Genomic DNA, 26,814 nt, shown 5'->3' on the forward strand with positions numbered 1-26,814 from the left:
GCGCCCACCCCGGCCCCGCCGGTCTCCTACCCGCCCTCCCCCTGGCTCGGCGGCGCCACGACCCCGGCGGCGCCCACCCCGGCCGCGCCGGTCCCGGCGGCGGCCCCCGCCGCACCCCCGGCCGCCGCGGCCGGCACGGGGAAGATCAACCTCGACAAGGGCCGGGTCAGCCTCCAGAAGAACCAGACCGTCTCCCTGGTCAAGGGCGGCCGCCCGCTGCTCTCCCAGGTCAAGATGGGCCTGGGCTGGGAGCCCGCCTTCGGCGGCCGGGACATCGACCTCGACGCCTCCGTCATCGCGTACGGCCCCCAGCGCAACCACATCGACAGCTGCTACTTCGGCAAGCTGTCCATCCTCGGCGGCTCCGTCAAGCACTCGGGGGACAACCTCACCGGTGAGGGCGCGGGCGACGACGAGGTGATCGTCGTGGACCTCGGCCGGCTCCCCGCCGAGGCCACCGGCCTGGTCTTCACGGTCAACTCCTTCTCCGGCCAGAAGTTCACCGAGGTGGCGAAGGCCTACTGCCGTCTGATCGACGCGGCGAGCGGCGAGGAGCTGGTGCGCTTCGACCTGACCTCCGCCGAGCCGCAGACCGGCGTGATGATGGCCAAGCTGATCAAGCAGTTCAGCGGCGAGTGGGAGATGACGGCCATGGGCGAGTTTGTGAAGTCGCGCACAGTGCGCGGCATGGTCAAGCCCGCCGCACAGGCACTCTGAGCAGGTGGGCGGGCACCGGCAGCCACGGCGGCGCATCCCGGGTGATGGATGCCACGCGTAATCCGTAAGTGGCTGTCAGTGTCCGCCCGTAGCCTTGAAACCATGCACGAGACACTCACACCCGCGGGTCCCGCCCGCCCGTCCGCCGCCGAGGCGAACGAGGCGATACGGCACCTCGTCGAAACCCGGGTGGACGGCGAGTGGCCCTCGGAGGCGTATGAGTTCCTGCTCTCCGAGTGGGCCGAGGCCTCGCGTGCGGAGGTTTCCGCAGGCCCCTGAGCGCGGGCGGCCGTCCGCCCGCGCCCGTCCGTACGCACGGGCCCGTCCACACGCCCGCCCGCACGGGCCCGTTCGCCCGTCCGCACGCACGGGCCCGTCCACACGCCCGCGCCCACGGGCACACCGCGCGCCGTCCGCGTCAGTGACCGCGCCGCCACGGCCCGGTGATGGCCAGCATGATGCCCGGGGTCTGGATGTTGGCGAACAGCGTGCGCCCGTCCGGGGAGAAGCACACCCCGGTGAACTCGGAGTACTCCGGCTCCTCGGCCGATCCGACATTCAGCTCGTTGCGCGCCAGCGGGTAGGTGCGGCCCGACTCGGTCGCGCCGAACAGGTGCTGCAGCCCCGAGCCGTCCTCCGCGATGACCAGGCCGCCGTACGGAGACACGGTGATGTTGTCCGGCCCGTCGTAGCCGCCGTCCACCGCCGGCTCCGCGTTGACGCCGATCAGGACGGTCAGCCGGACCGTGCGCCGCTTCGGGTCGTAGAACCACACCTGGCCGTCGTGCGCCGCGCCCGGGCTCTCCTCACGGGCGTAGGAGGAGACGAAGTACGCGCCCCCGTCGGCCCACCACATGCCCTCCAGCTTGCGCCCGCGCGTCACCACCCCGTCCGCGAACTGCTTGCGCACCGGCACGGTGCGCGCGTCGCGGTCCGTGACGTCCACCCAGTCGACCCCGTAGACGGTGCCGATCCTCGTCGCGCGCGAGAGGTCGTCGACGAACCGGCCGGAGCTGTCGATGCACTTGGCGGCCTGGAGCACACCGGCGTCGGCCGCGAGCGTACGGAGCCTGCCGCGCCCGTGGTGGAAGCCGCGGGGCGGGGTCCAGCGGTAGAGCAGCCCGTTGGGGCCGGAGGCGTCCTCGGTCAGGTAGGCGTGGCCCTGGCGCGGATCGATGACCACGGCCTCGTGGTCGTACCGCCCGAACGCCTTGATCGGGCGCGGGTCGCGGTTGGCGCGGCGGTCGTGCGGGTCGACCTCGAAGACGTAGCCGTGGTCCTTGGTCATGCCGTTCTTGCCGGCGAGGTCCGAGTTCTCCTCGCAGGTCAGCCAGGTGTCCCAGGGGGTGGAGCCGCCCGCGCAGTTGGTGGACGTACCGGCGATGCCCACCCATTCGGCGACCTCGCCGCCGCGCCGGACCTCGACGACCGTGCAGCCGCCGGCCGCGGCCGGGTCGTAGACCAGGCCCTCGGTGAGCGGGACGGGATGGGTCCAGCCCGAACGGGGTCCCTTGAGCTCGTGGTTGTTGACGAGGAGGGTGACTCCCCGGTGGCCTTCGAAGGCGGCGGTCCCGTCGTGGTTGGACGGGGTGCTCTCGCCCGACTCCAGCGTGGTGACCCCGCTGTGCGTGATCACGCGGTACGTGAACCCGGCGGGGAGGGCGAGGATGCCGGCCGGGTCGGGGACGAGCGGGCCGTAGCCGGGCTCGCAGGGCCGCCCGTGCTCGTCGCGGTGGGTGCTGTCGTCGGCCGCCAGCGCTCCCGGGGCGGTGGCGAGTGCGCCGACCGTCCCGGTGAGGGCCACGCCCGCGCCGGCGATGACGGTACGGGCGGTGAAGTCTCTGCGGCTGAGCGGCATCGGGTCTCCTGGGGTGGGGAGGTGGTGCGCCTGTCGTGCGGTCGTCGGCGCACACGCTCGCGCCCGCACGTGAACGGCGGCTGAACTACCCACGAAGAGGATCAGTCCCCTTGCCGGTGGCCGGAATGGCCAACTCCGGCCCCAGGAACGGCGCATTGTCGCCACTGCGCCGACCGCCCGGCTCAGGGGCGGCGGGAGCGCGCCTTGAACGCGGCCTTGCGGGCCTCCTTCGCCGCCTTCTTGTCCGGGTGCAGCCGACCCATCGCCTCCAGGACGTACGCCGTCGCCGGGTGCTCCACCCGCCACACCTGCTCGAAGAAGCCCGCGTGATGAGCGGTCAGGGTCTCCATCAGGAGCGGCAGCTCCTCCGTCTCCCCGTCGGCGGCCAGCTGCGCCGCGATCGTGTCGACCGTCAGCCAGAACACCATCTCCGGGTCCGGCGCCGGTACGTCGGCCACCCCGCGTTCCGCCAGCCAGACCCGGGCGAGCCCGCCGAGCTCCGCGTCGTCCAGCACCGCCCGGACCGCCGGCTCGGCCTCGGGCCCGGCCGGCGCCAGGGCCTGCTGGCACCGGAGCCGGCGCAGCGGGCCGCCCTCGTCGTCCCCGCGCGCGGCGGCCAGCAGTTCGGCGACCGCGGCGGGCAGTTCGCGGCCGGCCAGCCACTGTTCGATCTCGGCCTGGGCGGCGTTCTCGGGGTAGAAGGCGACCGCGTCGAGCAGTGCGTCGGCGCCCTTGTCGGCCAGCTCGCCGACGGCGGGGGCCTCGACCCCGGCCTCCAGCATCCGGGCGCGGATCCCGTACAGGCCGAGCGGGGTGAGGCGGACCAGGCCGTAGCGGGAGACGTCCTCGTCGTCCGCGGTGCTCGCGGTCTCCGGCTCCAGCGGTCCGTCGGCCTCCGTCATCAGCTCCTCGTCGACGGGCCGGAACTCGACCAGCCCGATCGGCGCCAGCTGCCTGAACTGGCCGTCGAGGCGCATCATCGCGTCCGAGACCTGCTCCAGCACGGCGTCGGTGGGCTCGCCCATGCCGTCCGGCACGACCATCGACGCGGCGAGCACCGGCAGCGGAACCGGCCGGTCCGCCGCCCCGCCCTCGGTGACGGTGAGCAGGTAGAGGTTGGCGAGGACCCCGTCGAGGAAGTCCGCCTCGCGGCCCGGGTTCCAGTCGAGCTGGTCGAAGTCGATCTCGCCGCCCGCGTCCAGCGCGTCGACGAGGCCGTCCAGGTCGGGCACCGCCGCGTCGGCGAGCACCGTGTCCAGGGCCGCCAGCCAGAGGTCGAGCACGTCGCCGGGGGCGCCGCTCGTCACCAGCGCCAGGTCCTCGCCGGGCGCGGCCGTGCCGAAGCGCTCCTCGCCGCCCTGACCGGGTTCTTCGCGGATGCCCTGCCCGGCGTCCTCCTCCGGCTCCGTCACGTCGACCAGGCCGGTGTCCACGGCCACCCGCCAGGCCTGGCCCGCGTACCCGGTGGAGTCCTCGTCGGCGGCGTCGAGGCCGAGCACCGCGACGGCCTCGGGCAGCTGCTCCGCGACGAGTTCGCCGCCGACGTCGACGCGGGTTCCGGGTCCGGCCCAGCGGGCGAGGCGTACGGCGCGCGCGAACAGCGGGGCGACGAGGGCGTCGCGGGCCAGTTCCGCGTCGGAGTGCAGCCGTACCGGCGGCAGCGTGGGGTGCGACTCTGCGGACATGGTGCTGTTCTCCTCGCGGACGCGGTGGGGCCGGGCGCGCAGCCGGGCCGGCGGGTCGTAACGGCCGGTTGGTCCGTCATGTGCGCGCGGACATCGGCGACATGGCCGACATGACAGGCAAGGCGGCGCGGGGCAGATGTGGCGCAGATGACAGTGGTGGCCGTCGTTCGGCGCCCCAGCGTAGACGCATTTCGGGACCATCCGGCGGGCCATCACCGTTGGTTCATCCCACAGTCAGCTGCCGTCTTCCCTGGAGGGCTTGACAACTTTGCTGGCCACGCAGGAAATTGACGCGCGTAGATGTATCGGGAGCGGCACGCCTCCCGCAGATCTCGCTGCGACCCCGCTGCCGCGCCCCTCCTTTCCCTCTCCCACACCGGAGTTCCTGCCCATGCGCTCCTCGCATCCCCGTTCCGCCGCCGTCGCGGCCCTCGTCGCCACCGCACTGGCCACCGGCCTGCTCGCGGGCTCCGCCGACGCGGCCGAAGGCGCCGTGTCCGCCGATCCGATACGCATCCACGACATCCAGGGCACCACCCGGATATCCCCGCTGAACGGCAAGCAGGTCACCGACGTCGAGGGCATCGTGACGGGCGTGCGGACGTACGGCTCGCGCGGTTTCTGGATCCAGGACCCGGACGCCGACGACAACGACGCCACCAGTGAGGGCGTGTTCGTCTTCACCAGCTCCGCCCCGACCGTCGCCGTGGGCGACGCGGTCAAGGTCGCCGGCACCGTCGGCGAGTACGTCCCCGGCGGCCTGACCTCCGGCAACCAGTCGGTCACCCAGATCTCCAAGCCGACGGTGACCGTGGTCTCCTCCGGCAACGCGCTGCCCGAGGCCACCGCGATCAACGAGTACTCGGTGCCCGCCGAGTACGCCCCGGCGGGCGACCCGGCCGCCGCCGGCAGCATCAACGGCCTGGCCCTGGAGCCCGCGCGCTACGCCCTGGACCACTACGAGTCCCTGGAGGGCATGAACGTCAAGATCGGCACCTCCCGCGTGGTCGGCGCCACCGACCCGTACTCGGAGCTGTGGGTCACGGTGAAGGGCTGGGAGAACACCGCCAAGCGCGGTGGCACGATCTACGGCTCCTACGAGTCCCAGAACACCGGCCGCCTCCAGATCCAGCAGCTCGCGCCCCTCGCGCAGCAGCCCTTCCCGGTGGCCAACGTCGGCGACAAGCTGACCGGCACCACCGAGGGCCCGCTGGACTTCAACCAGTTCGGCGGTTACACGCTGGTGGCCCGCACCCTCGGCACGGTCCAGGCGGGCACCCTCGCCCCCGAGAAGACCAAGCCGCAGGCCGAGCAGGAGCTCGCGGTGGCCACGTACAACGTGGAGAACCTCGACCCGACCGACCCGCAGGAGAAGTTCGACGCGCTGGCGAAGGCGGTCGTCGAGAACCTCGCCTCCCCCGACGTCCTCGCCCTGGAGGAGATCCAGGACGACAACGGCGCCAAGAACGACGGCACCGTCTCCGCCGAGCAGACGCTGACGAAGTTCACCGCGGCGATCACGGCGGCGGGCGGCCCGGCCTACCAGTGGCGGACCGTCAACCCGGAGGACAAGAAGGACGGCGGCGAGCCCGGCGGCAACATCCGCCAGGTCTTCCTCTTCAACCCGGCGCGGGTCTCCTTCACCGAGCGCGCCCCGGGCGACGCGGTGACGGCGACCGGCGTGGTCAAGGAGAACGGCAAGGCCGCCCTGACCCACTCCCCCGGCCGCGTCGACCCCGCGAACCCCGCGTGGGCGGACAGCCGCAAGCCCCTCGCGGGCGAGTTCGTCTTCCGCGGCAAGACGGTCTTCGTGATCGCCAACCACTTCGGCTCCAAGGGCGGCGACGAGAGCCTGACCTCGCACCACCAGCCGCCGGTCCGTTCCTCGGAGGCCAAGCGGCTGCTGCAGGCGCAGGCCGTGAACGGCTTCGTCAAGGAGATCCTGGCGGCGGACAAGAACGCGAACGTCCTGGTCCTCGGTGACATCAACGACTTCGAGTTCTCGGCGACGACGGACGCGCTCGCGGACGGCGGGGCGCTGTACCCGGCGATCAAGTCGCTGCCGAAGGCGGAGCGCTACTCGTACGTCTACCAGGGCAACGCGCAGGTGCTGGACCAGATCCTGACGAGCCCGGCGATCAAGAAGTTCACGTACGACAGCGTGCACATCAACGCGGAGTTCGCGGCGCAGAACAGCGACCACGACCCGCAGGTGCTGCGCTTCAAGCCGTAACCACGGGGCCGCGGGGGTCCGGCCGCCGTCCCGGCCGGGCCCCCTGCCACAATCCGGCCATGGACTTCCGCAACACCACGCGCCGGGACCTGCCCGCCGTACTCGCCCTGCTCGCCGACGAGGACCGGGTCCTCGACCCGGCCTCGATCGTGGTCGGCGAGGCGCACGAGCGGGCCTTCGCGGCCATCGGGGCGGACCCCCGCAACGAGATGCTGGTCCTCACCGACGGGGTGGCCGGGGAGGAGGTCGTCCTCGGCTGCCTCCAGCTGACGTACATACCGGGCCTGGGCCAGAACGGGCAGGAGCGGGCCGTGGTGGAGGCCGTACGGGTCCGCGCGGACCGGCGGGGCGCGGGACTCGGGGCGGAGCTGATGCGCCTGGCCGTCGAGCGGGCCCGTGAGCGCGGCTGCGGCCTGGTCCAGCTGACGAGCAGCAAGCGGCGCACCGCGGCCCACCGTTTCTACGAGCGGCTGGGCTTCGCGCGCAGCCACGAGGGCTTCAAGCTGCGGCTGAAGCCGTAACGGGCCTTTTCCGGGCAAGGTGGGGACTTTCGGCCCTGCCGTGACGCTCGACACATCCCTACCGAATCCACCGGTTGTGGTGTTGAGTATCTCCACGCCCGATCTTGCCCCGGCTTGTACCGCCCCCTCCCTGGAGGATCCGCGTGTTCCCCTCCATCTCCCTCGCCCAGGAAATCGGCCTCGCCGTCCTGCTCGTGGCCGCGATCGCCTGGGTCGCCGGCCTCGGTCACATGCTGTGGGACAGCCGCTTGCACCACCCGGAGCCCAGCGCCCCCGAGGGTCTGCCGATGATCCCGGCGCAGCGCGGCTCCGCCGGGCACCCTATGGAGTCGGTGGAACTGACCGAGGCGGAACAGCAGGCCTTCGCCGGCCTGATCCGCACGATCCCCCTGCACTGACCGCCGCCGAACCGGTCGCCGCGTCCTCGGCCTACTCGTGGGCGCGCCCCGGGGGCCGTCGCCGTCCCACCGCGCCGATCAGGGCGCAAACGCCGGCGGTCACGACGATGCTCCCCACCATGACCATCCCCACGCCGATGACGAAGAGCCCGCTGGCGTCGTCCGACCAGTCGTAGGCGGCGGCGATCGTCAGGCCGGCCGTGACGCCCGCGACGGTGGCCGCCGCGTGGCCCCGGAACGCCGCCCAGCACACCGGCACCAGCAGGGTCACCACGAGCCCGATCACCTGCCAGGCCTCGTAGGGGCCGGTCTGCGAACCGTCGGGCTGCACGTCGCGCTGCTGGTCCCAGCCCAACCAGGCGGCCCAGGCCGCCGACGACACCACGGCGAGCAGCAGAGCGGTCAGGAGGCGGGGAGCGGGGCCGGACAGGAGTCGTCGTCTCATGCACCCCAGCCTTCCCTCCGGCCCCACCGCCGACCAGAGCGCGCGTACTCAGTCCCGACCGAGTACGGGCCCCGCCCATGACCGAGCGCCCTCCCGGCCCCCGAGGGGCTGGAAGGGCGCTCGGTGCTGACCGCCGGCAACCGGCGAAGCGTCAGTTGTGGCTGTGCAGGACCTCGTTCAGGCCGCCCCAGGCCGCCTTGTACGGGCGGGCCTCGACGGCGCCGGTGACCGAGTTGCGGCGGAAGAGGATGTTGCTGGCGCCGGAGAGCTCCAGGGCCTTGACGATCTGGCCGTCCGGCAGGGTGACGCGGGTGCCCGCGGTCACGTACAGGCCGGCCTCGACGACGCACTCGTCGCCCAGCGCGATGCCGACGCCTGCCTCGGCGCCGATCAGGGTGCGCTCGCCGATCGAGATGATCTGCTTGCCGCCGCCCGAGAGGGTGCCCATGGTGGAGGCGCCGCCGCCGATGTCGGAGCCGTCGCCGACCACGACGCCCGCGGAGATGCGGCCCTCGACCATGGAGGTGCCGAGGGTGCCGGCGTTGAAGTTGACGAAGCCCTCGTGCATGACGGTGGTGCCCTCGGCGAGGTGCGCGCCGAGGCGGACGCGGTCCGCGTCGGCGATGCGCACGCCCTTGGGGGCGACGTAGTCGGTCATCCGCGGGAACTTGTCGATCGAGGTGACCTGGAGGTGCAGGCCCTCGGCGCGCGCGTTGAGGCGGACGGTCTCGACCTGGTCGATCGCGACCGGGCCCAGCGAGGTCCAGGCGACGTTGGCCAGCAGGCCGAAGACGCCGTCGAGGTTCTGGCCGTGCGGCTTGACCAGGCGGTGGCTGAGCAGGTGCAGGCGCAGGTACGCGTCGTGCGCGTCCAGCGGCTTGTCCTCCAGGGAGGCGATCACCGTGCGGACGGCTACGACCTCGACGCCACGGACCGCGTCCGTGCGGATCGCCTTGGCCGCGGCGGCGCCGAGGAGCTCCACGGCCTGCTCGGCGGTGAGGCGCTCGGTACCGGCCGGGCCGGGCTCGGCGACCAGCTCGGGAGCGGGGAACCAGGTGTCGAGGACGGTGCCGTCGGCGGTGAGGGTGGCAAGTCCGGCGGCGACGGCGCCGGTGGTACGCGTAGCAGTCATATCCGAAACCTAACCGGCGACGGCCGTCGGTCGCGAACCGGTCTCATGTGCCGGGCGCGCGCGTCGCGCCACGTGCCGGGCCCGCCGGGCATGCGCCCCCCACAGCGCCGCACCCGCCCCCGCAGCGAGCACCGCGCAGAGCGGCCACAGCAGCCCGGGCGCGACGGAGTACAGGGCTCCGCCGAGCGGCGGCCCGAGGACGACCCCGCTCACCGACACGCCCGCGTACAGGCTCTGGAACCGCCCGATGGCGTGCTCGGGCGCCTGGTCGGCCATGTAGGCGGTGGCGGTGGTCTTGTAGAGGATCTCCCCGAGGCTCAGCAGGATCATCATCGCCACGGAGCTCCCGATCCCGGCCCCGAGCAACAGCGCCGCGTACCCGGCCCCGACGAGCACCATCCCGGTGCCGATGACCGGCAGGGCGGGCCGCTCGCGCAGGGCTACGGCGGCGGGCAGTTCCAGCAGCAGGATCACCCCTCCGTTCAGGGCGATGACGAGCCCGAAGACGCGCGCGTCCAGGCCGTGGTCGGCGAGGAAGGCCGGGAAGGTGGAGTACTGCTGGCGGTAGACGACGTCGGTCACCAGGATCGCGCCGAGCAGCACCAGCACGGCGGGGCGGGCGCGCAGTTCGCGCCAGAGGCTCTGTTCGCCGTGGCCCGGACCCCCGTCCTGGGCCACGGCGGGTATGCGGGAAACGCCGCGGGCCGGGACGACCCGCGCGGTCCAGACGGCGAAGAGGAGCGTGCCGATGCCGTCGCCGACGAAGAGCCAGTCGTAGGAGAGGCCGGTGGCGACCAGGGCGCCCAGCGGCGGCCCGAGGGTGAATCCACCGTTGGAGACGCAGCGCACGAGGGCGAAGGCCTGGCGGCGGGCCCCCTCCGGGACGGCGACCGCGACCAGCGCGGAGTTGGCGGCCCGGATCACGCCGGAGGCGTACTGGGCCACCGGCAGGGCCGCGTACAGCAGCGGGGTGGGCAGCAGCGGGAGCGCCGTCAGGGCGATGCCGCCGAGGGTGGCGGCGGTGAGCAGCACCCGGCGGTGTCCGAAGCGGTCGCCGTACCAGCCTCCGGTGAAATTGCCGGCGATCAACCCGACGCCGCCGATGCCGACGGCCAGGCCCGCCTGGGCGGCGCCGAGGCCTCGCGGGCCGGTCAGGTAGAGGAAGACGAAGACGAAGGTGAAGCTGACGACGGCGTTGACGAAGACCCCCGCAGCCAGCAGCCACACGACCCTCGGTATGTCCTTGAACCCCTGCAGCACACCCATGTCCCCCTGGATCCATCGACTAAGTTCCCTTTGGGAACTGACTATGTCAGCATGACAACCTCGGGTCAACGGACAAAGGAGCTCCCATGGCCCAGCGCACACACCTCGGCGACGCGGACTGCGCCATCGCCCAGGCCCTCGACGTGGTGGGCGACTGGTGGACGCTGCTGATCGTGCGCGACACCGCGCGCGGCCTGTACCGCTTCGACGAGCTCCAGCGCGAGCTGGGGATGTCCCGCAAGGTGCTGACGGAGCGACTGAAGATGCTCGTCGAGGCCGGGGTGCTGACGCGCGAGCCGTACCAGGAACGTCCGGTGCGGTACGAGTACCGGCTGACCCCGCGCGGGCGGGGGCTGCTGCCGGTCCTGGTGGCCCTCCAGGACTGGGGGGACACCTGGGTCCTGGGAGAGGGAGAGATGACGGCGACGACCGGGGAGGCCTCGCGGGAGGCGGAGCGGGTGCACGCGCTGCGCGGCACGCGGGTGCCGGAGCTGCTGCTGCCGGACCGTTTCGGCGGACTGAGCGACCCGGTGGCGGACACCCCGTTCACGGTCCTGTACTGCTTCCCGGGCGCGTACGCGCGCGCCGAGGCCTACCCGCCCGGCTGGGCCGGCATCCCCGGCGCCAAGGGCTGCACGTTCGAGTCGTGCACGTACCGCGACCAGCTCGCGGAGTTCACCGCGGCCGGCGCCACCGTGCACGGGGTGTCGTCCCAGCGCCCGGACGAGCAGCGGGAGTTCGCCGAGCACGAGCGGCTGCGGTTCCCGCTCCTCTCGGACGCGGACCTGGCGCTGACGGCGGCGCTGCGGCTGCCGACGTTCCGCGCGGCGGGCGTGACCCGGATCAAGCGGCTCACCCTGGTCGTGGACCGCGGCCGCACGGTCCGCGAGGTGTTCTACCCGATCGGCGACATCGAGGCGAGCGTGGCCGCGGCGCTGGCGGCGGTCCGCTCCGCGGGTTAGCGGGGCCCGCGAGTCGGCCGGGCCGCCGGGCCGCGGTGGGGGCCGGGCCGCAGCTGCGCGGATCCCCCACCCCGTCCCGTGCCGCCCCCCGCCCCGAAACCGGGCTCCGCCCGGGCCCGGCCCTCAGACGCCGGACGGGCCTGAGGACCCGGACCCGCGGAGCACCCGGCCCAGGACCTCGCGGGCGTACGGCTCGTCGTACGGGGTGTCCGTCAGCAGGACCTGGAGGCCGATGCCGTCCATGACGGCCACGAGCGCCCGCGCCGTCACCGGATCCGTCCGCTCGGCGAGCGCCCCGGACACGGACTCGCACCACTGCGACGCCACCGGCCGCAGCGCCGGGCGGCGCAGGGCCGCGAGGTAGAGCTCGTACTCCAGCTCGACCCCGCTCCGGTCCGCTGCCAGGAGCTCCCCCAGCAGGCGGGCCAGCGTGCGGGCGAGGTCCGCTTCCGGGTCGGCCAGCGCCGCCGAGTCCGCCACCGCCCGCGCGAAGCCCTCGTTGGCCTGGCGCAGCGCCGCGACCAGCAGGTCGTCCAGGGTCTTGAAGTGGTACGTCGTCGACCCGAGCGGTACGTCGGCCTCCGCGGCGGCGCTGCGGTGGCTCAGCCCCGCGATGCCCTTGGCCCCCACCACGCGGATCGCCGCGTCGATGATCCGCTGCCGCCGGTCCGGGTCGTAGCGCCGCACGCCGGGGGACATCAGTGCGCTCCGCCGAGGTTCAGCAGGACCACCCCGCCGATCACCAGGACGATTCCGGCGATCTTCGCGGCGGTGGCCGCCTCACCCATGAACACCATGCCGATGGCGGCGATGGCGGCGGTGCCGACGCCCGCCCATATGGCGTAGGCCGTACCGACCGACATCGACTTGAGCGTCTGCGCGAGCAGGGTGAAGGCGATGACGTACCCCAGCAGGGTGCCCAGCGAGGGCCCAGCCTGGTGAAACCGTCGCTGTACTTCATGGCGGTGGTTCCGGCGACCTCCGCGGCGATGGCCGCGGCAAGCAGTACGTAAGGCATGTGTACGAGGGTACACATCGATGCGTACACCCGTACACATCAGCGACCCGCCGCACGACCCGGGACTCCTGCGGCCCGCGGCGCTACCCTGTCCGCCTCCTCGGGAGACGAAGGGGCGGCCCGCGCATGGCGCAGCATGGGATCCACCAGGGCGGCGGCCGGCTGCCCCCGCGCTCTCCCCGGCCGGGCGTCATACCCCTGCGCCCGCTGGCACCGGGGGAGATCCTCGGCGGCGCCCTCGTCACCCTGCGCCGCTACGGCGGCCGACTGCTCGGCGCCCTGCTCCTCGGCCAGCTCGGCGGGCTGCTGCTGGTCGCCGTGGTCGCCGGGGCGGCCACCCTCGCCTCCCTGACCCGTACCGCCGGCAGCCGGGCCTTCGTCTACGCCCTCGTCCCGGCCTTCGCCCTGTTCCTGCTGTTCGGCTGGGCCCTGTCCGGCGCCCTGGCCGCGGCCCTGCTCCGGCCGGCCGTGCTCGGGCGCCGCGTCGCCGCGCGCGAGCTGCTGCGGACCGCCCTGCCCCGGACGCCCGCGGTGCTCGGCGCCGGGCTGCTGGCCCTGCTCGCCGCCGTCGGCCCGGGCGCCGGCGCCTTCGCCGCCGGGCTGCCGGCGCTCGCGCTGCTCCCGCTGGCCCCGGTCGCCCTGTGGCTCGCCGTGCTCTTCGCCCTGGCGCCCACGGCCGCCGGGTACGAGGGGATCGGCCCCGTGGCGGCCCTGCGCCGCTCGGCCCGCCTGGTGCGCGGCGCCTGGTGGCGGACCCTGTGCGTCACCGCACCGGCGGCGGCGTTGGCGCTGGGTGCCGCGTACGCCCTCCAGTACTGGTTCGGCGCCGTCGGCGTGCTGCTCGCGGCGGCCCTGCTGCCGGCCTTCCCCCAGCTGACCGCCGGCCTGCTCTACGCCGACCGGCGGCTCCGCCGTGAACACCTGTCCGGGTCCTTCACGGCGGAGCCCCTGATCACGGGCTCAGCGTGAACCAGGCCGCCCGCGCCTTCTTCCACTCGGCGTGCGTCAGGTCCTTGGCCTCGGTGCCGTCGCCGTAGAGGTCCGCGGACCCGCTGTCGGTGACCAGCTGCACCCGGGCACCGGAGGCCGTCAGGTCCGGGACGTCCACGACGGCCTCCCAGCCGCCCGGGTCGGTGGTCGGCAGGTCGGCGCGCTTGACCGGGGCGTGCCCGGGAACGCCGTCCCACTGGTAGAGCGCGTACGGGTCGGAGTTGTCGTCCGCGGCCCAGGAGCCGGCCAGGATCAGGTACTGCCCGGCCGCGTTCTTGCGGAGGTCCCGGACGGCCAGCCCGCCGAGGTCCAGCTCGATGCCCGCCCCGAACACGGCATTGGCCCCGCTCGCCAGGACCTTGTCGAAGTTGGTGACGGGCACGATCAGCGCCTTGCCGCCCGGCACGGCCGGTGCCAGCGGGGCCCGGAAGCCCAGGTAGGCGGTGGTCGTGGAGCCGGGCGCGAACTCCAGCCCCTCCACGTTGAAGCCGTCGATCTGCTGGGGTGCCTCGCCGGCCGCGGTGCCCGCCGCGAAGCCGTAGCGGTTGCCGTTCGCCGTGTCCCAGGCGACCAGGTCCTCGCGGAGCTTCTTGTACGAGCGCCCGTACGCCAGCTGCGTGCCCGTACCGGATCCGCTCACCGTGGTGGTGAACACCGTGTTCCGGGGCGCCTTGTACTCGCCGTCCTTGTTGTTGCCGAGCGAGCCCGTCCAGTAGACGGTGTCGCCGATCCGGGTCGCCCCCTCGATGTCCACCTCCTTGCTGACCCCGAGCTGCGAGCTGAAGTCCCAGGTCCTCACGGGCGCGCCCGAGCGGGAGCGGTCGTACAGGCGCAGCACGTTGGACTCGTCGTCCGCCACCACCGCGTACCCGCCGCCCACGTCCACGGCGGCCGAGGCGTCCGCGGAGCCGGTGAAGTAGCGCGCGTCGGCCGGGTTCTGCACGGCGGCCGAGGCGGCGTAGGAGAGGGTCTTGGTGGCGGTCTTGCCGCCCAGCCCGGTCACCTTGACGGTGAGGTCGGTGTAGCCGAGGCCGCGCGCGGCGACGGCCAGCTGCCGCACCGCCCCGACGCCGGTGACGGTGACGTCGCCGGTCCCGGCGACCGAGGCCTTGCTCGACGCCGAGGCGCTGACCGTCAGGGCGGAGGCGTCGGCCCCGCTCTGGCCGACGGTGACGTTCACGACCGGGTCCCCGACGCCCCCGAGGGCCCCGGAGAGGTAGGACGCGGACAGGGCGATCGTCGGCGTCCCGTACGTCACGGCCTGTGCGGGCGCGGTCAGCCCGACGATCAGCAGGGCGGCGGCGCCGGCTGTCCCGGCGGCGAAACGAACGGTCACAGAGGGTCCTCTCGTATGCGGCGCCACGTCGTGACGGCCGTCGAGAAGGTTCGGCGACGGGGGACAACTCCGGGTGCACGCCGTCCGTCCACCCGGAGAACAGCGTTCCGGATCAAGAAGACAACGGCGGAAAGCGGAGAGGGCCCCGGCACGACCGTGCCGGGGCCCTCATCCGCGAGCGGTGATCAGACGTTGAAGCCGAGCGCGCGGAGCTGCTCACGACCGTCGTCCGTGATCTTGTCCGGGCCCCACGGCGGCATCCAGACCCAGTTGATCCGGAGTTCGTTGACGATGCCGTCCGTCGCCGACTTCGCCTGGTCCTCGATGACGTCCGTCAGCGGGCAGGCCGCCGAGGTCAGCGTCATGTCGAGGGTGGCGATGTTGGCGTCGTCGATGTGGATGCCGTAGATCAGGCCCAGATTGACGACGTCGATGCCCAGCTCGGGGTCGACCACGTCGTAGAGGGCCTCGCGGACCTCTTCCTCGGTGGCCGGCTTGATCGACGCCTCGGGCGTCGCGTTCTCGGTCATGCCGTCTTCCTCTCCGCGTCGCCCAGAGCCTGGGCGGTCGCGTCCTTCCACGCCATCCAACTCAGCAGAGCACACTTCACGCGAGCCGGGTACTTGGAGACCCCGACGAACGCGACCGCGTCCTCCAGCACGTCCTCCATGGCCTCGTCCGGCTCGATCTTGCCCTTGGACTGCATCATCTCCAGGAACACGCCCTGGATCTTCTGCGCCTCGGCCAGGTCCTTGCCGACCAGCAGCTCATTGAGTACGGACGCGCTGGCCTGGCTGATGGAGCAGCCCTGGCCCTCGTACGAGACGTCGGTGAGCGTCTCGCCGTCGTACTTCACGCGCAGCGTGATCTCGTCGCCGCACGTCGGGTTGACGTGGTGCACCTCGGCGTCGCCCTCGCGCAGGCCACGCCCGTGCGGGTGCTTGTAGTGGTCCAGGATCAGTTCCTGGTACATCGAATCCAGCTTCACAGCGTCCTCGTCAGCCTCATCGTCGTCGACTCGTCGTCACCCGAAGAAGTTCCGTACGTGCTCCAGCCCGTCGACCAGCGCGTCGACCTCGGCCGGAGAGGAGTACAGATAGAAAGACGCTCGCGTCGTCGCCGGAATTCCGTAGCGCAGGCAGACGGGGCGCGCGCAGTGGTGTCCCACGCGGACCGCGATGCCCTGCTCGTCCAGCACCTGGCCGACGTCGTGCGGGTGGATGTCGCCGAGGACGAAGGAGATCGCGGCGCCGCGGTCCTCGGCCGTGGTGGGGCCGATGATCCGCAGGTCCGGCACCTCGGCGAGGCGCTTGATCGCGTACTCGGTGATCGCGTGCTCGTGCGCGGCGATCTTGTCCATGCCGATCGCGGACAGGTAGTCCACGGCCGCGCCGAGGCCGACGGCCTGGGCGATCGGGGGCGTACCGGCCTCGAACTTGTGGGGCGCCGGGGCGTAGGTCGAGGCGTGCATCGACACGGTCTCGATCATCTCGCCGCCACCGAGGAACGGGGGCAGGTCCTCCAGGAGCTCCTGGCGGCCCCAGAGGACGCCGATGCCGGTCGGGCCGCACATCTTGTGGCCGGTGAAGGCCACGAAGTCGGCGCCGAGCGCCTGTACGTCCAGCGGCATGTGCGGGGCGGCCTGGGAGGCGTCGATCAGCACCAGGGCGCCGACGTCCTGGGCGCGCCGGACGATCGCCTCGACGGGGTTGACCGTGCCCATGATGTTGGAGACCAGCGTGAAGGAGACGATCTTCGTCTTCTCCGTGATGACCTCTTCGATGTTGGACAGGTCGAGCCGGCCGTCGTCGGTGAGGCCGAACCACTTCAGCTTCGCACCGGTGCGCTGCGAGAGCAGCTGCCACGGGACGATGTTGGAGTGGTGCTCCATCTCCGTGATGGCGATCTCGGTCTCGCGGTCGACCCGGTAGGGCTCGTCCGCCCAGCCGAGCATGTTCGCGACCAGGTTGAGCGACTCCGAGGCGTTCTTGGTGAAGATCACCTCGTCGCGGCTCGGCGCGTTGATGAAGGCGGCGACCTTGTCGCGAGCGCCCTCGTACAGCGCCGTGGCCTCCTCGGCCAGCACGTGCACGCCACGGTGGACGTTGGCGTTGTGCTGCTCGTAGTACTCGTTCAGCGCGTCGAGCACCTGGCGCGGCTTCTGCGAAGTCGCCGCGTTGTCCAGGTAAACGATCTTCTTCCCGTCGTGGACCACACGATCCAGCAGGGGGAAGTCCTTGCGGATCGCCTCGATGTCGAGGAGGCCAGGCAGCTGTGTCACGCGGTCGCGCCACCCTTCACGTACTTGTCGTAACCCTCGGCCTCCAGCTGGTCGGCGAGCTCGGCGCCACCGGACTCGGCGATACGGCCGTTCGCGAACACGTGCACGAAGTCGGGCTTGATGTAGCGCAGGATGCGCGTGTAGTGGGTGATCAGCAGGGTGCCGACCTCACCGCTCTCGCGGACGCGGTTGACGCCCTCCGAGACGATGCGCAGCGCGTCGACGTCGAGGCCGGAGTCGGTCTCGTCGAGGATCGCGATCTTCGGCTTCAGGAGCTCCAGCTGCAGGATCTCGTGGCGCTTCTTCTCACCGCCGGAGAAGCCCTCGTTGACGTTGCGGTCGGCGAAGGCCGGGTCCATGTGGAGCTGCTCCATCGCGGCCTTGACCTCCTTCACCCAGGTGCGCAGCTTCGGCGCCTCGCCGCGGATGGCGGTGGCCGAGGTGCGGAGGAAGTTGGAGACCGAGACGCCGGGGACCTCGACCGGGTACTGCATGGCGAGGAAGACGCCGGCGCGGGCACGCTCGTCGACGGACATCTCCAGGACGTCCTCGCCGTCGAGGGTCACGGTGCCACCGGTGATGGTGTACTTCGGGTGACCGGCGAGCGAGTACGCCAGGGTGGACTTGCCGGAGCCGTTCGGACCCATGATGGCGTGCGTCTCACCCTGCTTGACGGTGAGGTCGACGCCCTTGAGGATCTCGCGGGCGCCGTTCTCGGCCTCGACGGAGACGTGCAGGTCGTGGATTTCAAGCGTTGCCATGGATACCTCAGGACTCCTGGGTGAGGGAGACGAGCACGTCGTCCCCTTCGATCTTTACGGGGTATACGGGTACGGGGCGCGTCGCGGGCAGACCGGAGGGCTTGCCGGTGCGCAGGTCGAAGGCCGACCCGTGCAGCCAGCACTCGATCATGCAGTCCTCGACCTCGCCCTCCGAGAGCGAGACGTTCGCGTGCGAGCAGATGTCGTTGATCGCGAACACCTCCCCATCGGTGGAGACGATGGACACCGGCGTGCCGTCGAGTTCCACCCTCTTCGGGGTGTTCTCCTCCAGCTCGCTCAGCGCGCAGGCCTTGACGTAATTCATCAGACGGAACCCTGGAGCTCGGTCTCGATCTTGGTGAGCAGGCGCTCCTCGATGTCCGGGACACCGATCTGCTGGACGAGCTCGGCGAAGAAGCCGCGGACGACCAGACGGCGGGCCTTGTCGGCCGGGATGCCACGGGCCTGGAGGTAGAAGAGCTGCTCGTCGTCGAAGCGGCCGGTCGCCGAGGCGTGGCCGGCGCCGACGATCTCGCCGGTCTCGATCTCCAGGTTCGGCACCGAGTCGACGCGCGCGCCGTCCGTGAGGACGAGGTTGCGGTTCATCTCGTAGGTGTCGGTGCCCTCGGCGGTCTTCTCGATGAGCACGTCACCGATCCACACCGCGTGGGCGTCCTGGCCCTGGAGCGCGCCCTTGTAGACCACGTTCGACTTGCAGTGCGGCGCGTCGTGGTTGACCAGGAGGCGGTGCTCCTGGTGCTGGCCGGCGTCCGTGAAGTACAGGCCGAAGAGCTCGGCCTCGCCGCCGGGGCCGGCGTAGCTGATGCGCGGGTGGATGCGGACGACGTCGCCGCCGAAGGTGACCACGACCGACTTGAAGGTCGCGTCGCGGCCGATCAGCGTGTTGTGCTGCGAGCAGTGGACGGCGGTGTCGTCCCAGTCCTGCACGGAGACGACGGTGAGCTTGGCGCCGTCGCCGACCAGGAAGTCGACGTTGGCGGCGCGCACGGCGTCACCGGTGTGGTCGATGACGATGACGGCCTCGGCGAAGGCCTGCACGTCGAAGACGGTGTGTCCGAAGGTGGTGCCGCCCTCGCCGTGCAGCGAGAGGCGCACCGGCTCGGTCAGGACGGCTTCCTTGGGCACGGTGACGACCGTGGCCTTGGCGAAGGACGAGAACGCCTGGGCGGCGATCCGGTCCACCGGGGTGCCGGCCTTGCCGATGCGCGGGTCGTCGCGGTCCACCGACTCGACCGTGACGCCCTCGGGCGCGTCGATCTGGGCCTTGATGGCGCCGTCGGCGACCGCCGTGCCGTCGTGGAGACCACGCAGGCGGGCCAGCGGGGTGAAGCGCCACTCCTCCTCGCGGCCGTGGGGCACGGGGAAGTCCGCCACGTCGAAGGACGGGGGGGCACTCATCCGGGTGGCGACGGTGGACTCGGCGGCCACCGCGATCGCGCCGGCGGTGGTCGAACCCGCCGGAATGTTCTGAGCCTCAGCCATGGCTGTCTTCGTGCTCTCTTCCTACGTCAAAGAATGTCTGCGGGACTCGGGCGGGTCGGAATTACCCGACCGAGCCCTCCATCTGCAGCTCGATCAGCCGGTTCAGCTCGAGGGCGTACTCCATGGGCAGCTCGCGCGCGATGGGCTCGACGAAGCCGCGCACGATCATGGCCATCGCCTCGAACTCCGTCATACCGCGGCTCATCAGGTAGAAGAGCTGGTCGTCGGAGACCTTGGAGACGGTGGCCTCGTGGCCCATGGAGACGTCGTCCTCTCGGACGTCCACGTAGGGGTACGTGTCCGAGCGGGAGATGGTGTCGACGAGGAGCGCGTCGCACAGCACGTTGGACTTCGAGCCGTGGGCACCCTCGCCGATCTCGACCAGGCCGCGGTACGAGGTGCGGCCGCCGCCTCGCGCCACCGACTTGGAGACGATGTTCGAGGAGGTGTTCGGCGCCATGTGGACCATCTTGGAGCCGGCGTCCTGGTGCTGGCCCTCGCCCGCGAAGGCGATGGAGAGAGTCTCGCCCTTGGCGTGCTCGCCCATCAGGTAGACGGCCGGGTACTTCATGGTGACCTTGGAACCGATGTTGCCGTCGATCCACTCCATGGTCGCGCCCTCGTACGCCACGGCGCGCTTGGTGACCAGGTTGTAGACGTTGTTCGACCAGTTCTGGATCGTCGTGTAGCGGCAGCGGCCGCCCTTCTTCACGATGATCTCGACCACGGCACTGTGCAGCGAGTCCGAGGAGTAGATCGGGGCGGTGCAGCCCTCGACGTAGTGGACGTAGGCGTCCTCGTCCACGATGATCAGCGTCCGCTCGAACTGGCCCATGTTCTCCGTGTTGATACGGAAGTAGGCCTGGAGCGGGATGTCGACCTTGACGCCCTTGGGCACGTAGATGAACGACCCGCCCGACCACACGGCGGTGTTCAGCGACGCGAACTTGTTGTCGCCGACCGGGATGACCGTTCCGAAGTACTCCTGGAAGAGCTCCGGGTGCTCCTTCAGCGCGGTGTCCGTGTCGAGGAAGATGACGCCCTGCTCCTCCAGGTCCTCACGGATCTGGTGGTAGACGACCTCGGACTCGTACTGGGCCGCGACACCGGCGACGAGGCGCTGCTTCTCCGCCTCGGGGATGCCGAGCTTGTCGTACGTGTTCTTGATGTCCTCCGGCAGGTCCTCCCAGGAAGCGGCCTGCTTCTCGGTGGAGCGCACGAAGTACTTGATGTTGTCGAAGTCGATGCCGGAGAGGTCGGAGCCCCAGTTCGGCATGGGCTTCTTGTCGAACAGCTTCAGGCCCTTGAGGCGGAGCTTCAGCATCCACTCGGGCTCGGACTTCTTCGCCGAGATGTCGCGGACGACATCCTCGGACAGACCCCGCTTGGCAGCGGCGCCGGCCGCGTCGGAGTCGGCCCAGCCGTATTCGTAGGTGCCCAGGCCATCGAGCTCAGGGTGAGCAGTCTCCGTGGTCATGCGGGGTTCCTCCCGGCCGTACTTGCAGATACTGATGTGTCGGTCTGTGTCGTGCTCGCGCTACGCGGAATGAACGTCGTGCACACCCCGTCGCCATGGGCGATCGTGGCGAGGCGCTGCACGTGTGTCCCGAGCAGGCGGGAGAAGACCTCGGTCTCCGCCTCGCAGAGCTGCGGGAACTGCTCGGCGACGTGGGCGACCGGGCAGTGGTGCTGGCAGAGCTGTTCACCGCTGTGCGGACCGGGAGCGCTCTTCGCCGTAGCAGCGTACCCGTCCGCGGTCAACGCCTTGGCCAGGGCCTCCGCGCGGTCCCCGGGGGCGGCCGCGTCGACGGCTTCCCGGTAGCCACGCGCCTGCGTCTCCATCCGCGCCCTGGCGAAGGCGGCGACGGCCGCCTCGCCCTGTTCGCCGCCGCCGACCGACTGCGCGATCCAGCGCAGGGCGTCGGCGGCGAGGGTGTCGTAGGACTGGTCGAAGGCGTCTCGGCCGCAGTCGGTGAGCGCGAAGACCTTGGCGGGCCGACCCCGGGTGCGCGCACCGTACACACGCTGCTCACGGGGTTCGACCACGTCGTCGGTGACGAGCGCGTCGAGGTGGCGGCGGACGGCGGCCTGGGTGAGGCCGAGGCGCTGCGCGAGGTCGGCGACGGTGGACGGACCGTGGTCCAGGATCGAGCGCGCCACTCGGTTGCGGGTTGACCGCTCCCCGGTGGCGAGCTCCCCCTGGGGGGCCTCGTTCTGCCGTTCGCCGTATTTCACAACGCCATTGTTGCGTAATTAGTCGAGCCCCGACAAGCCGTGACGGAGGCCACTCCTGGTGGCCTCCATCACTAAGGGTTACCTTATTTGTCGACGCAGAGTTACTTGGAGGGGAAGATTCCGCACCCCTCCCGAGTGGCTTCGGGGAGCCGGTAAACGGCCCCCACCAGCACACCTCCGCCCATTGGCGTTCCCCGCCCCGGTGCACGCCGCGTTCCGGAAAAGATCACGGAAAGCGGCTGGGCCATCCGGACAGCCCGACGGAAAAGAGCCGTATTTCGCTACGCCAGGTCAGCAACGGGCCGCCCTTTACCCCTCGACCCCGGGGCCCGTGCTCCCTCCCGCGGCTCCGTAGACTCACCCCTCATGAGCAACGACCCCGCCGTGGAGATCCGCGGACTGGTGAAGCGGTACGGCGCCAAGACAGCGGTGGACGGCCTGGACCTCACCGTCCGTACGGCATCCGTCACCGCGGTCCTCGGTCCCAACGGCGCGGGCAAGACGACCACGGTGGAGACCTGCGAGGGCTACCACCGCCCCGACGCCGGAACCGTCCGCGTCCTCGGCCTCGACCCCGTCGCCCAGGCCGAGGCGCTGCGCCCGCGGATCGGCGTGATGCTCCAGTCCGGGGGCGTCTACTCCGGAGCCCGCGCGGTAGAGATGCTGCGCCACATGGCCAAGCTGTACGCCGACCCGCTCGACGTCGACACCCTGGTGGAACGCCTCGGACTCGGCGGCTGCGGCCGCACCGCCTACCGCCGGCTCTCCGGCGGCCAGCAGCAGCGCCTGGCCCTGGCCATGGCCGTCGTGGGCCGCCCCGAGCTGGTCTTCCTGGACGAGCCCACCGCCGGCCTGGACCCCCAGGCCCGCCGCGCGACCTGGGACCTCGTACGGGAGCTGCGCACCGACGGGGTCACCGTCGTCCTCACCACCCACCACATGGACGAGGCCGAGCAGCTCTCGGACGAGGTCGCCGTCGTGGACGCGGGCCGGGTCATCGCGCACGGCAGCCCCGAGCAGCTCTGCCGGGGCGGCGCCGAGAACACCCTGCGCTTCACCGGCCGCCCCTCCCTCGACCTCGCCTCGCTGCTGAAGGCGCTGCCCGACGGCACCCAGGCCGCCGAGCTCGTCCCGGGCACCTACCGGGTCACCGGCGACGTCCACCCGCAGCTGCTGGCCACCGTCGCCTCCTGGTGCGCGCAGCACGGCGTGATGCCGGACAGCCTCACCGTGGAGCGGCACACCCTCGAAGACGTGTTCCTGGAGCTGACCGGTAAGGAGCTGCGCGCATGAGCGCCGGTACGTTCACCCCCAACCCGGGGGCCGCGCCCGTGTCCCGCATGATCCTCGCGCAGACGGCTCTGGAGACCCGGATGCTGCTGCGCAACGGGGAGCAGCTGCTGCTGACCGTGATCATCCCGGCGCTGCTGCTGACCCTCTTCTCCGCCGTCGACATCGTCACGGTGCCCGTTCAAGAGGGGGGCGGCGAGAAGTCCGTGGACTTCCTCGCCCCCGGCATCCTCGCGCTCGCCGTGATGTCCACCGCCTTCACCGGCCAGGCCATCGCCACCGGCTTCGACCGCCGCTACGGGGTCCTCAAGCGGCTCGGGGCCTCCCCGCTGCCGCGCTGGGCCCTGATGGCCGCCAAGACCCTGTCGGTGCTGGTCACCGAGGTGCTCCAGATCGCCCTGCTGACGGTGATCGCCTTCGCCCTGGGCTGGTCCCCGCACGGGAACCCGCTGTCGGTCGCCGCGCTGATCCTGCTGGGCACCGCCGCCTTCTCCGGGCTGGGGCTGCTGATGGCGGGGACGCTCAAGGCCGAGATGACGCTGGCCGCCGCCAACCTGGTCTTCCTGCTGCTGCTGGTCGGCGGCGGGGTGATCGTGCCCCTGGAGAAGTTCCCGGAGGCCGCGCGGTCCGTCCTCGGGCTGCTGCCCATCGCGGCCCTGTCCGACGGCCTGCGCGAGGTGCTCCAGCACGGGGCCGCGCTGCCGTGGGGCGACGCGGCCGTGCTCGCCGGCTGGGCCGTACTCGGTCTGGGCGCCGCCGCGCGCCTCTTCCGCTGGGAATGAAACCCTTCCCCTCGCGCCGAGAATGCCGCGAGGATGGGCGCCTCCACACATGAAGCCGGGGGGCGGACATGGTGCAGCGGGAGGCCGTACTTCGGCTGGACGAGCAGTGGGCACAGGTGCGGTCGGGGGCGGCGCACGCGGAACCGGAGGAGCGCGAGCGGCTCCTCGACGAGCTGATCGGCGCCCTGCGCCCCCTCGCGGACGACCCGCAGTGCACCGCGCTGCTCGGGCTGCGCCTCGCCGACCGGGCCGCCCTGCGGTTCGCCGCGGGGGACCGCGCGGGAGCGCTGGCCACGATCGAGGAGGGGCTGCGCAGCTCCGAGCGCGCGGCCCGGTACTCCCCCGAGTTCGCCCGCTGGTACGCCCGCGGGCTGATCAACCACGGGGTGTGGCTGGCCTGGCCGCTGAGCGACGGGGCCCGGCTGCCGAAGCACCCGCTGGGACCGGCCGGCGGAGGGGGGCCGAGCGCCATGGAGCGGGCGGCCGGGGAGCGCGCCCGCGACCTGACCCGGAGCGCGGTGGAGGTGTGGGCGGGACTGGACCAGCGCGATCCGGTCAACCGGCGGGGCCTCGCCCAGGCCAAGGTGTTCCTCGGGGACCGCCTCGCCGAGCTGGGCTTCGCCGAGGACGCGGTGGCCTGGGCGGTGGACGCGGAGTCCGACTTCCGGCAGCTGCTGCTCGCGGATCCCGCCGCGGAGGCGTCGCAGGAGGCCGAGGAGGCCCTGGACCACATCGGCCGCCAGCTGGAACTGCGGCTGCGCTTCCTGGCCTTCGAGTCCCTGGTCGGCCTGCGCGCGCGGGGGCTGATGCCCGAACGGCTGCTGCCGCAGGCCGTGGTGGCCGCCCGCATCCAGGGGGCGGAGGAATCCGAGGTCGCGGCCCGGCTGCGCCTCGACCCCGAACAGGTGCGGACGATGCTGGAGGTCACGCCCTGGCTCGCGGTGTGGCGCGTCGAGGTGCGCGGTCCTGACGGACTATGGAACGTATTAGCGCATCCCTGGCACAGCACCACAGAAGTAAGGAACCAGACGGCCGAGGACGTAGCGGGCGAACTGGTGCGCGGGTTCGTCGGCTCGACGGACTACCCGGGCGACGGCGTCCCCTGGCGCATCCTGCTGTGGTGGCACGAGGAGGGCGAGCCCGCGGGAGCGAAGTACCGCCTGGTCGTCGGCCCCGACGCCGCCATGGGCACCCCCTCGTGAAACTTTGCACAAGGGGTCGCCTACGATATGGGGCGTGTTGAACCCCCTCGCCCACATCGCCAGCCGCTGGACCCCGTCACCCCGGACCGTCCAGCGGGCCGCACTCGCCGCGCTCGTCATGAGCGTGGTCATCGTCGTCACCGGCGGCGCGGTACGGCTGACCGGGTCCGGCCTCGGCTGCGACACCTGGCCCAAGTGCACCGACGACAGCCTGATCGTGACGCAGGAGCAGGGCTTCCACGGCGCCATCGAGTTCGGCAACCGCATGCTGACCTACGTGCTCAGCGCGGCCGTCGGCTGGGCGATCATCGCCGCCCGCTCGGCCAAGCCCTGGCGGCACTCCCTCACGAAGCTCGGCTGGGTGCAGTTCTTCATCGTGATGGCGAACGCCGTACTCGGCGGCATCACCGTCCTGACCGGGCTCAACCCCTACAGCGTGGCCGGGCACTTCCTGCTCGCCACCGCGCTGATCACCGTGACGACGCTCACCTGGCAGCGCACCCGCGAGGGCGACGGCTCCCCCAGGCCGCGCGTGCCCGGCCCGGTGCGCAAGCTGTCGTGGGCGCTGCTCGCGACCACCCTGGTCCTGATCGCGGCGGGCACCGTCGTGACGGGCTCCGGCCCGCACGCCGGTGACAGCAGCGAGATCCGGCGCATGCCCTTCGACTGGGACGCCACCGTCCACGTGCACGCCGTCGCCGCCTGGCTGGTGTGCGCGCTCGCCGTCGCGATGTGGCTGGTCCTGCGTGTCGTCGACGCTCCGGCCGACACCCGGGCGCGCGCCCGCGACCTGCTGGTCGTGCTGCTCGCCCAGGGCGCCATCGGCTACGTGCAGTACGCCACCCAGGTCCCCGAGGCCCTGGTCGCCGCCCACATGCTGGGCTCCTGCCTGGTATGGATCGCCGTGCTCCGGGTCGCACTGAGCCTGCGCGAGCGGCCGGCCGAGCAGGCGGAGATCCCCTCCCAGGGCGACCCGCAGCTCTCCGCCGTCTGATCCCCCCAGGCCCGTCAGGGCGTGTCGGGGCCGTCCAGACGGTAGACGCGGCGGGCGTTGCCCGCCGCGACCAGGCCGGCCACCCGGTCCGCGTCCGGCCAGGACCAGGACCCCTCGGCGACCCAGCCGCCCAGCACCCGGCCCAGCGCCTCCCGGAACACCAGGGCGCCCACCGCGTGCAGTTCGGGCAGCTGCCGGCCGCCGCTGGAGAACAGCACCTTCCCGAACGGCGCCAGCTCCAGCAGTTCGGCCAGGACCGCCGCCGCCCGCGCCCCGGTCTGCCCGAGGGCCGCGCCGGCATCGGCGTAGACGTGCGGGAAGGCCGCGGCGAGCTGCGCCGTGTGCCGGTGGTGGGGGTATCCGCCGATCAGCACCAGCCGCGCGCCCAGGCCCGCGGTGGCCCGTACGAACTCCGTCAGCGGGGCGGGATCGGCCGCGCCCGTGTGCAGCTGGAGGGGCAGCCCGGACGACACCGCGCTCCACAGCAGGTGCCGCAGGAGTACGGGGTCCCGTACGGCTCCGCCCCGGGGCCGCCCGGCCAGCCACCGTCCGGCCGCCCCGCGCACCTCGCCGGGACCGGGCGGATCGGGTACGGAGGCCGGGGCGCCGGCGCCGTCGAAGGCGGCCGCGCAGGTGAAGGCCGCGGCCCCGGCGGCGGCGTGGTGGACGGCCTCGGCGAGATTGGCGAGGAAGGCGGAGACCGTCCCGGAGGTGTCGGCCACCTGCTCGGCCAGTACCTCCAGCCGGACCGACTCGAAGGCCTCCGCGTCCCCGGCGAGCGCCAGCTCCTTGGGCCCGGTGAGGTCCCCGGTCCCTCCGGTGTCGACCAGGTACGCGGCGACCCCGGACCCCCTGAGCAGCCGCCGGGCGGACTCGGCCGCGCCCAGCTCGCGCCGCCGCGCCAGATAGCGGGCGGGGGCGGCGTGCGGCTCCAGCCCCAGCAGCGGCGGGCACCAGCGGCGCACCGCGAAACCGGTCTGGGTGTCGAAGAAGGTGGTGCCCGCGGCGGGCGGGCCGGCCGAGCGGATCAGCTGGGCCTCGAAGGTGCCCAGGCCCAGCTCCGTACGGAGTACTCCGTGGCAGTACTGGTCCACCAGGGGCGGCGTTTCGATCATCCGGGCATCCCGTTGCGGACGTGAGGAAGGGGCTTCCACACGTCCTAACGGGTGAGCGGGGTGTGAGGTGTTGCTCGCGCTGTTGACCGA

Annotated in this window: 27 protein-coding genes and 1 pseudogene; 11 read left to right on the top strand and 17 right to left on the bottom strand. The window is 72.0% G+C overall.

Going from position 1 to position 26,814, the window contains the following annotated elements; genetic code table 11:
* Together IF88_RS0103045 and IF88_RS47155 are read left to right on the top strand one after the other, a co-directional pair.
* Nucleotides 1–717 (top strand): TerD family protein (locus IF88_RS0103045; protein WP_030706985.1); only part of this gene is annotated, 717 nt, incomplete at its 5' end.
* Nucleotides 718–819: 102 nt separating this feature from the next.
* On the top strand, nt 820–996 hold the full coding sequence (locus IF88_RS47155; protein WP_199808021.1) for a hypothetical protein: 177 nt from the start codon (nt 820–822) through the stop codon (nt 994–996).
* 139 nt (nt 997–1,135) lie between these two features.
* On the opposite strand, the gene IF88_RS0103055 is transcribed toward IF88_RS47155, so the two are convergent.
* Nucleotides 1,136–2,575: an alkaline phosphatase PhoX gene (locus IF88_RS0103055; protein WP_030706986.1), complete on the bottom strand. Its 1,440-nt coding sequence runs from the start codon at nt 2,573–2,575 to the stop codon at nt 1,136–1,138.
* Nucleotides 2,576–2,757: 182 nt separating this feature from the next.
* Nucleotides 2,758–4,260: a hypothetical protein gene (locus IF88_RS0103060; protein ID WP_030706987.1), complete on the bottom strand. Its 1,503-nt coding sequence runs from the start codon at nt 4,258–4,260 to the stop codon at nt 2,758–2,760.
* A gap of 391 nt (nt 4,261–4,651) precedes the next feature.
* Here IF88_RS0103060 and IF88_RS0103065 point away from each other — a divergent pair, with 391 nt between their 5' ends.
* The 3 genes from IF88_RS0103065 to IF88_RS0103075 all read left to right on the top strand — a co-directional run bounded on the left by IF88_RS0103065 (nt 4,652) and on the right by IF88_RS0103075 (nt 7,412).
* The gene (locus IF88_RS0103065) at nt 4,652–6,493 is read left to right on the top strand and encodes an endonuclease/exonuclease/phosphatase family protein (protein WP_030706988.1); all 1,842 of its coding nucleotides are present in this window, start codon (nt 4,652–4,654) and stop codon (nt 6,491–6,493) included.
* 59 nt (nt 6,494–6,552) lie between these two features.
* Nucleotides 6,553–7,014: a GNAT family N-acetyltransferase gene (locus IF88_RS0103070; protein ID WP_030706989.1), complete on the top strand. Its 462-nt coding sequence runs from the start codon at nt 6,553–6,555 to the stop codon at nt 7,012–7,014.
* A 143-nt stretch (nt 7,015–7,157) separates the two neighbouring features.
* The gene (locus IF88_RS0103075; protein ID WP_030706990.1) at nt 7,158–7,412 is read left to right on the top strand and encodes a hypothetical protein; all 255 of its coding nucleotides are present in this window, start codon (nt 7,158–7,160) and stop codon (nt 7,410–7,412) included.
* A 31-nt stretch (nt 7,413–7,443) separates the two neighbouring features.
* On the opposite strand, the gene IF88_RS0103080 is transcribed toward IF88_RS0103075, so the two are convergent.
* From IF88_RS0103080 to IF88_RS0103090, 3 genes are all read right to left on the bottom strand, one after another.
* A complete protein-coding gene (locus tag IF88_RS0103080) occupies nt 7,444–7,857 on the bottom strand; it encodes a hypothetical protein (RefSeq protein ID WP_030706991.1) in 414 nt (137 codons plus the stop codon).
* Nucleotides 7,858–8,008: 151 nt separating this feature from the next.
* Nucleotides 8,009–8,989, bottom strand: a complete 981-nt coding sequence (gene dapD, locus IF88_RS0103085) for a 2,3,4,5-tetrahydropyridine-2,6-dicarboxylate N-succinyltransferase (protein WP_030706992.1) — start codon at nt 8,987–8,989, stop codon at nt 8,009–8,011.
* 9 nt (nt 8,990–8,998) lie between these two features.
* Nucleotides 8,999–10,255, bottom strand: coding sequence for an MFS transporter (locus IF88_RS0103090; RefSeq protein ID WP_078892693.1), 1,257 nt, complete (start codon nt 10,253–10,255; stop codon nt 8,999–9,001).
* A gap of 86 nt (nt 10,256–10,341) precedes the next feature.
* Here IF88_RS0103090 and IF88_RS0103095 point away from each other — a divergent pair, with 86 nt between their 5' ends.
* Nucleotides 10,342–11,217: a winged helix-turn-helix transcriptional regulator gene (locus IF88_RS0103095; protein ID WP_030706994.1), complete on the top strand. Its 876-nt coding sequence runs from the start codon at nt 10,342–10,344 to the stop codon at nt 11,215–11,217.
* A gap of 123 nt (nt 11,218–11,340) precedes the next feature.
* Here the strand turns inward: IF88_RS0103095 and IF88_RS0103100 are convergent, their stop codons facing one another.
* Both IF88_RS0103100 and IF88_RS39990 read right to left on the bottom strand, forming a co-directional pair.
* The gene (locus IF88_RS0103100) at nt 11,341–11,916 is read right to left on the bottom strand and encodes a TetR/AcrR family transcriptional regulator (RefSeq protein WP_030706995.1); all 576 of its coding nucleotides are present in this window, start codon (nt 11,914–11,916) and stop codon (nt 11,341–11,343) included.
* A pseudogene (locus IF88_RS39990) lies at nt 11,916–12,235 on the bottom strand (DMT family transporter). The gene IF88_RS0103100 and the pseudogene IF88_RS39990 overlap by 1 nt, the downstream one beginning before the upstream one ends.
* 126 nt (nt 12,236–12,361) lie before the next feature.
* Here IF88_RS39990 and IF88_RS41925 point away from each other — a divergent pair.
* Entirely contained in the window at nt 12,362–13,204 is an 843-nt protein-coding gene (locus IF88_RS41925; RefSeq protein ID WP_051836367.1) for a hypothetical protein, read from the top strand.
* Here IF88_RS41925 and IF88_RS0103120 read toward each other — a convergent pair.
* The 9 genes from IF88_RS0103120 to IF88_RS0103160 all read right to left on the bottom strand — a co-directional run bounded on the left by IF88_RS0103120 (nt 13,188) and on the right by IF88_RS0103160 (nt 21,341).
* The gene (locus tag IF88_RS0103120) at nt 13,188–14,519 is read right to left on the bottom strand and encodes a hypothetical protein (RefSeq protein ID WP_107050466.1); all 1,332 of its coding nucleotides are present in this window, start codon (nt 14,517–14,519) and stop codon (nt 13,188–13,190) included. The genes IF88_RS41925 and IF88_RS0103120 overlap by 17 nt on opposite strands.
* 227 nt (nt 14,520–14,746) lie before the next feature.
* Nucleotides 14,747–15,091, bottom strand: coding sequence for a metal-sulfur cluster assembly factor (locus tag IF88_RS0103125; RefSeq protein WP_030388904.1), 345 nt, complete (start codon nt 15,089–15,091; stop codon nt 14,747–14,749).
* The gene (gene sufU, locus IF88_RS0103130; RefSeq protein ID WP_030706998.1) at nt 15,088–15,549 is read right to left on the bottom strand and encodes a Fe-S cluster assembly sulfur transfer protein SufU; all 462 of its coding nucleotides are present in this window, start codon (nt 15,547–15,549) and stop codon (nt 15,088–15,090) included. Before sufU ends, IF88_RS0103125 begins: the two co-directional genes overlap by 4 nt.
* Nucleotides 15,550–15,585: 36 nt before the next feature.
* Nucleotides 15,586–16,842, bottom strand: coding sequence for a cysteine desulfurase (locus IF88_RS0103135; RefSeq protein WP_030706999.1), 1,257 nt, complete (start codon nt 16,840–16,842; stop codon nt 15,586–15,588).
* Nucleotides 16,839–17,603, bottom strand: a complete 765-nt coding sequence (gene sufC / locus IF88_RS0103140; protein ID WP_030707000.1) for a Fe-S cluster assembly ATPase SufC — start codon at nt 17,601–17,603, stop codon at nt 16,839–16,841. The genes IF88_RS0103135 and sufC overlap by 4 nt, the downstream gene beginning before the upstream one ends.
* 7 nt (nt 17,604–17,610) lie before the next feature.
* Nucleotides 17,611–17,928 (bottom strand): bifunctional 3-phenylpropionate/cinnamic acid dioxygenase ferredoxin subunit, encoded by a 318-nt coding sequence (locus tag IF88_RS0103145; protein ID WP_030027083.1) that lies wholly within the window; start codon nt 17,926–17,928, stop codon nt 17,611–17,613.
* Nucleotides 17,928–19,106 (bottom strand): Fe-S cluster assembly protein SufD, encoded by a 1,179-nt coding sequence (gene sufD, locus IF88_RS0103150; RefSeq protein WP_030707001.1) that lies wholly within the window; start codon nt 19,104–19,106, stop codon nt 17,928–17,930. Before sufD ends, IF88_RS0103145 begins: the two co-directional genes overlap by 1 nt.
* 61 nt (nt 19,107–19,167) lie before the next feature.
* Complete coding sequence (gene sufB / locus IF88_RS0103155) at nt 19,168–20,583, bottom strand: Fe-S cluster assembly protein SufB (protein ID WP_030707002.1); 1,416 nt, start codon at nt 20,581–20,583, stop codon at nt 19,168–19,170.
* Nucleotides 20,580–21,341, bottom strand: coding sequence for a helix-turn-helix transcriptional regulator (locus tag IF88_RS0103160; RefSeq protein WP_030707003.1), 762 nt, complete (start codon nt 21,339–21,341; stop codon nt 20,580–20,582). The genes sufB and IF88_RS0103160 overlap by 4 nt, the downstream gene beginning before the upstream one ends.
* A gap of 366 nt (nt 21,342–21,707) precedes the next feature.
* Here IF88_RS0103160 and IF88_RS0103165 point away from each other — a divergent pair, with 366 nt between their 5' ends.
* The 4 genes from IF88_RS0103165 to IF88_RS0103180 all read left to right on the top strand — a co-directional run bounded on the left by IF88_RS0103165 (nt 21,708) and on the right by IF88_RS0103180 (nt 25,609).
* Complete coding sequence (locus IF88_RS0103165) at nt 21,708–22,634, top strand: ABC transporter ATP-binding protein (protein WP_030707004.1); 927 nt, start codon at nt 21,708–21,710, stop codon at nt 22,632–22,634.
* Nucleotides 22,631–23,413 carry an ABC transporter permease gene (locus IF88_RS0103170; protein WP_030707005.1) on the top strand — a complete coding sequence of 261 codons (783 nt, stop codon included), beginning with the start codon at nt 22,631–22,633 and terminating at the stop codon, nt 23,411–23,413. Before IF88_RS0103165 ends, IF88_RS0103170 begins: the two co-directional genes overlap by 4 nt.
* A 68-nt stretch (nt 23,414–23,481) precedes the next feature.
* Complete coding sequence (locus IF88_RS0103175) at nt 23,482–24,615, top strand: hypothetical protein (protein ID WP_051836372.1); 1,134 nt, start codon at nt 23,482–23,484, stop codon at nt 24,613–24,615.
* Nucleotides 24,616–24,619: 4 nt separating this feature from the next.
* Complete coding sequence (locus IF88_RS0103180) at nt 24,620–25,609, top strand: COX15/CtaA family protein (RefSeq protein WP_030707007.1); 990 nt, start codon at nt 24,620–24,622, stop codon at nt 25,607–25,609.
* 14 nt (nt 25,610–25,623) lie between these two features.
* On the opposite strand, the gene IF88_RS0103185 is transcribed toward IF88_RS0103180, so the two are convergent.
* Complete coding sequence (locus tag IF88_RS0103185; RefSeq protein WP_030707008.1) at nt 25,624–26,724, bottom strand: amidohydrolase family protein; 1,101 nt, start codon at nt 26,722–26,724, stop codon at nt 25,624–25,626.
* Between the last annotated feature and the right edge of the window lie 90 nt (nt 26,725–26,814).

This window comes from Streptomyces sp. NRRL F-2580, from assembly GCF_000720115.1.
Classification (GTDB): Bacteria; Actinomycetota; Actinomycetes; order Streptomycetales; family Streptomycetaceae; genus Streptomyces.

Excerpts from the sequence above, each read along its gene's own strand:
- IF88_RS0103125 (WP_030388904.1), bottom strand. The coding sequence starts at position 15,091 with ATGACCGAGAACGCGACGCCCGAGGCGTCGATCAAGCCGGCCACCGAG.
- IF88_RS0103065 (WP_030706988.1), top strand. The coding sequence starts at position 4,652 with ATGCGCTCCTCGCATCCCCGTTCCGCCGCCGTCGCGGCCCTCGTCGCC.
- IF88_RS0103090 (WP_078892693.1), bottom strand. The coding sequence starts at position 10,255 with ATGGGTGTGCTGCAGGGGTTCAAGGACATACCGAGGGTCGTGTGGCTG.
- IF88_RS0103095 (WP_030706994.1), top strand. The coding sequence starts at position 10,342 with ATGGCCCAGCGCACACACCTCGGCGACGCGGACTGCGCCATCGCCCAG.
- sufB (WP_030707002.1), bottom strand. The coding sequence starts at position 20,583 with ATGACCACGGAGACTGCTCACCCTGAGCTCGATGGCCTGGGCACCTAC.
- IF88_RS0103185 (WP_030707008.1), bottom strand. The coding sequence starts at position 26,724 with ATGATCGAAACGCCGCCCCTGGTGGACCAGTACTGCCACGGAGTACTC.
- IF88_RS0103175 (WP_051836372.1), top strand. The coding sequence starts at position 23,482 with ATGGTGCAGCGGGAGGCCGTACTTCGGCTGGACGAGCAGTGGGCACAG.
- IF88_RS0103100 (WP_030706995.1), bottom strand. The coding sequence starts at position 11,916 with ATGTCCCCCGGCGTGCGGCGCTACGACCCGGACCGGCGGCAGCGGATC.
- IF88_RS0103060 (WP_030706987.1), bottom strand. The coding sequence starts at position 4,260 with ATGTCCGCAGAGTCGCACCCCACGCTGCCGCCGGTACGGCTGCACTCC.
- IF88_RS0103145 (WP_030027083.1), bottom strand. The coding sequence starts at position 17,928 with ATGAATTACGTCAAGGCCTGCGCGCTGAGCGAGCTGGAGGAGAACACC.
- IF88_RS41925 (WP_051836367.1), top strand. The coding sequence starts at position 12,362 with ATGGCGCAGCATGGGATCCACCAGGGCGGCGGCCGGCTGCCCCCGCGC.
- sufC (WP_030707000.1), bottom strand. The coding sequence starts at position 17,603 with ATGGCAACGCTTGAAATCCACGACCTGCACGTCTCCGTCGAGGCCGAG.
- IF88_RS0103055 (WP_030706986.1), bottom strand. The coding sequence starts at position 2,575 with ATGCCGCTCAGCCGCAGAGACTTCACCGCCCGTACCGTCATCGCCGGC.
- dapD (WP_030706992.1), bottom strand. The coding sequence starts at position 8,989 with ATGACTGCTACGCGTACCACCGGCGCCGTCGCCGCCGGACTTGCCACC.
- sufD (WP_030707001.1), bottom strand. The coding sequence starts at position 19,106 with ATGGCTGAGGCTCAGAACATTCCGGCGGGTTCGACCACCGCCGGCGCG.
- IF88_RS47155 (WP_199808021.1), top strand. The coding sequence starts at position 820 with ATGCACGAGACACTCACACCCGCGGGTCCCGCCCGCCCGTCCGCCGCC.
- IF88_RS0103070 (WP_030706989.1), top strand. The coding sequence starts at position 6,553 with ATGGACTTCCGCAACACCACGCGCCGGGACCTGCCCGCCGTACTCGCC.
- IF88_RS0103165 (WP_030707004.1), top strand. The coding sequence starts at position 21,708 with ATGAGCAACGACCCCGCCGTGGAGATCCGCGGACTGGTGAAGCGGTAC.
- IF88_RS0103170 (WP_030707005.1), top strand. The coding sequence starts at position 22,631 with ATGAGCGCCGGTACGTTCACCCCCAACCCGGGGGCCGCGCCCGTGTCC.
- IF88_RS0103080 (WP_030706991.1), bottom strand. The coding sequence starts at position 7,857 with ATGAGACGACGACTCCTGTCCGGCCCCGCTCCCCGCCTCCTGACCGCT.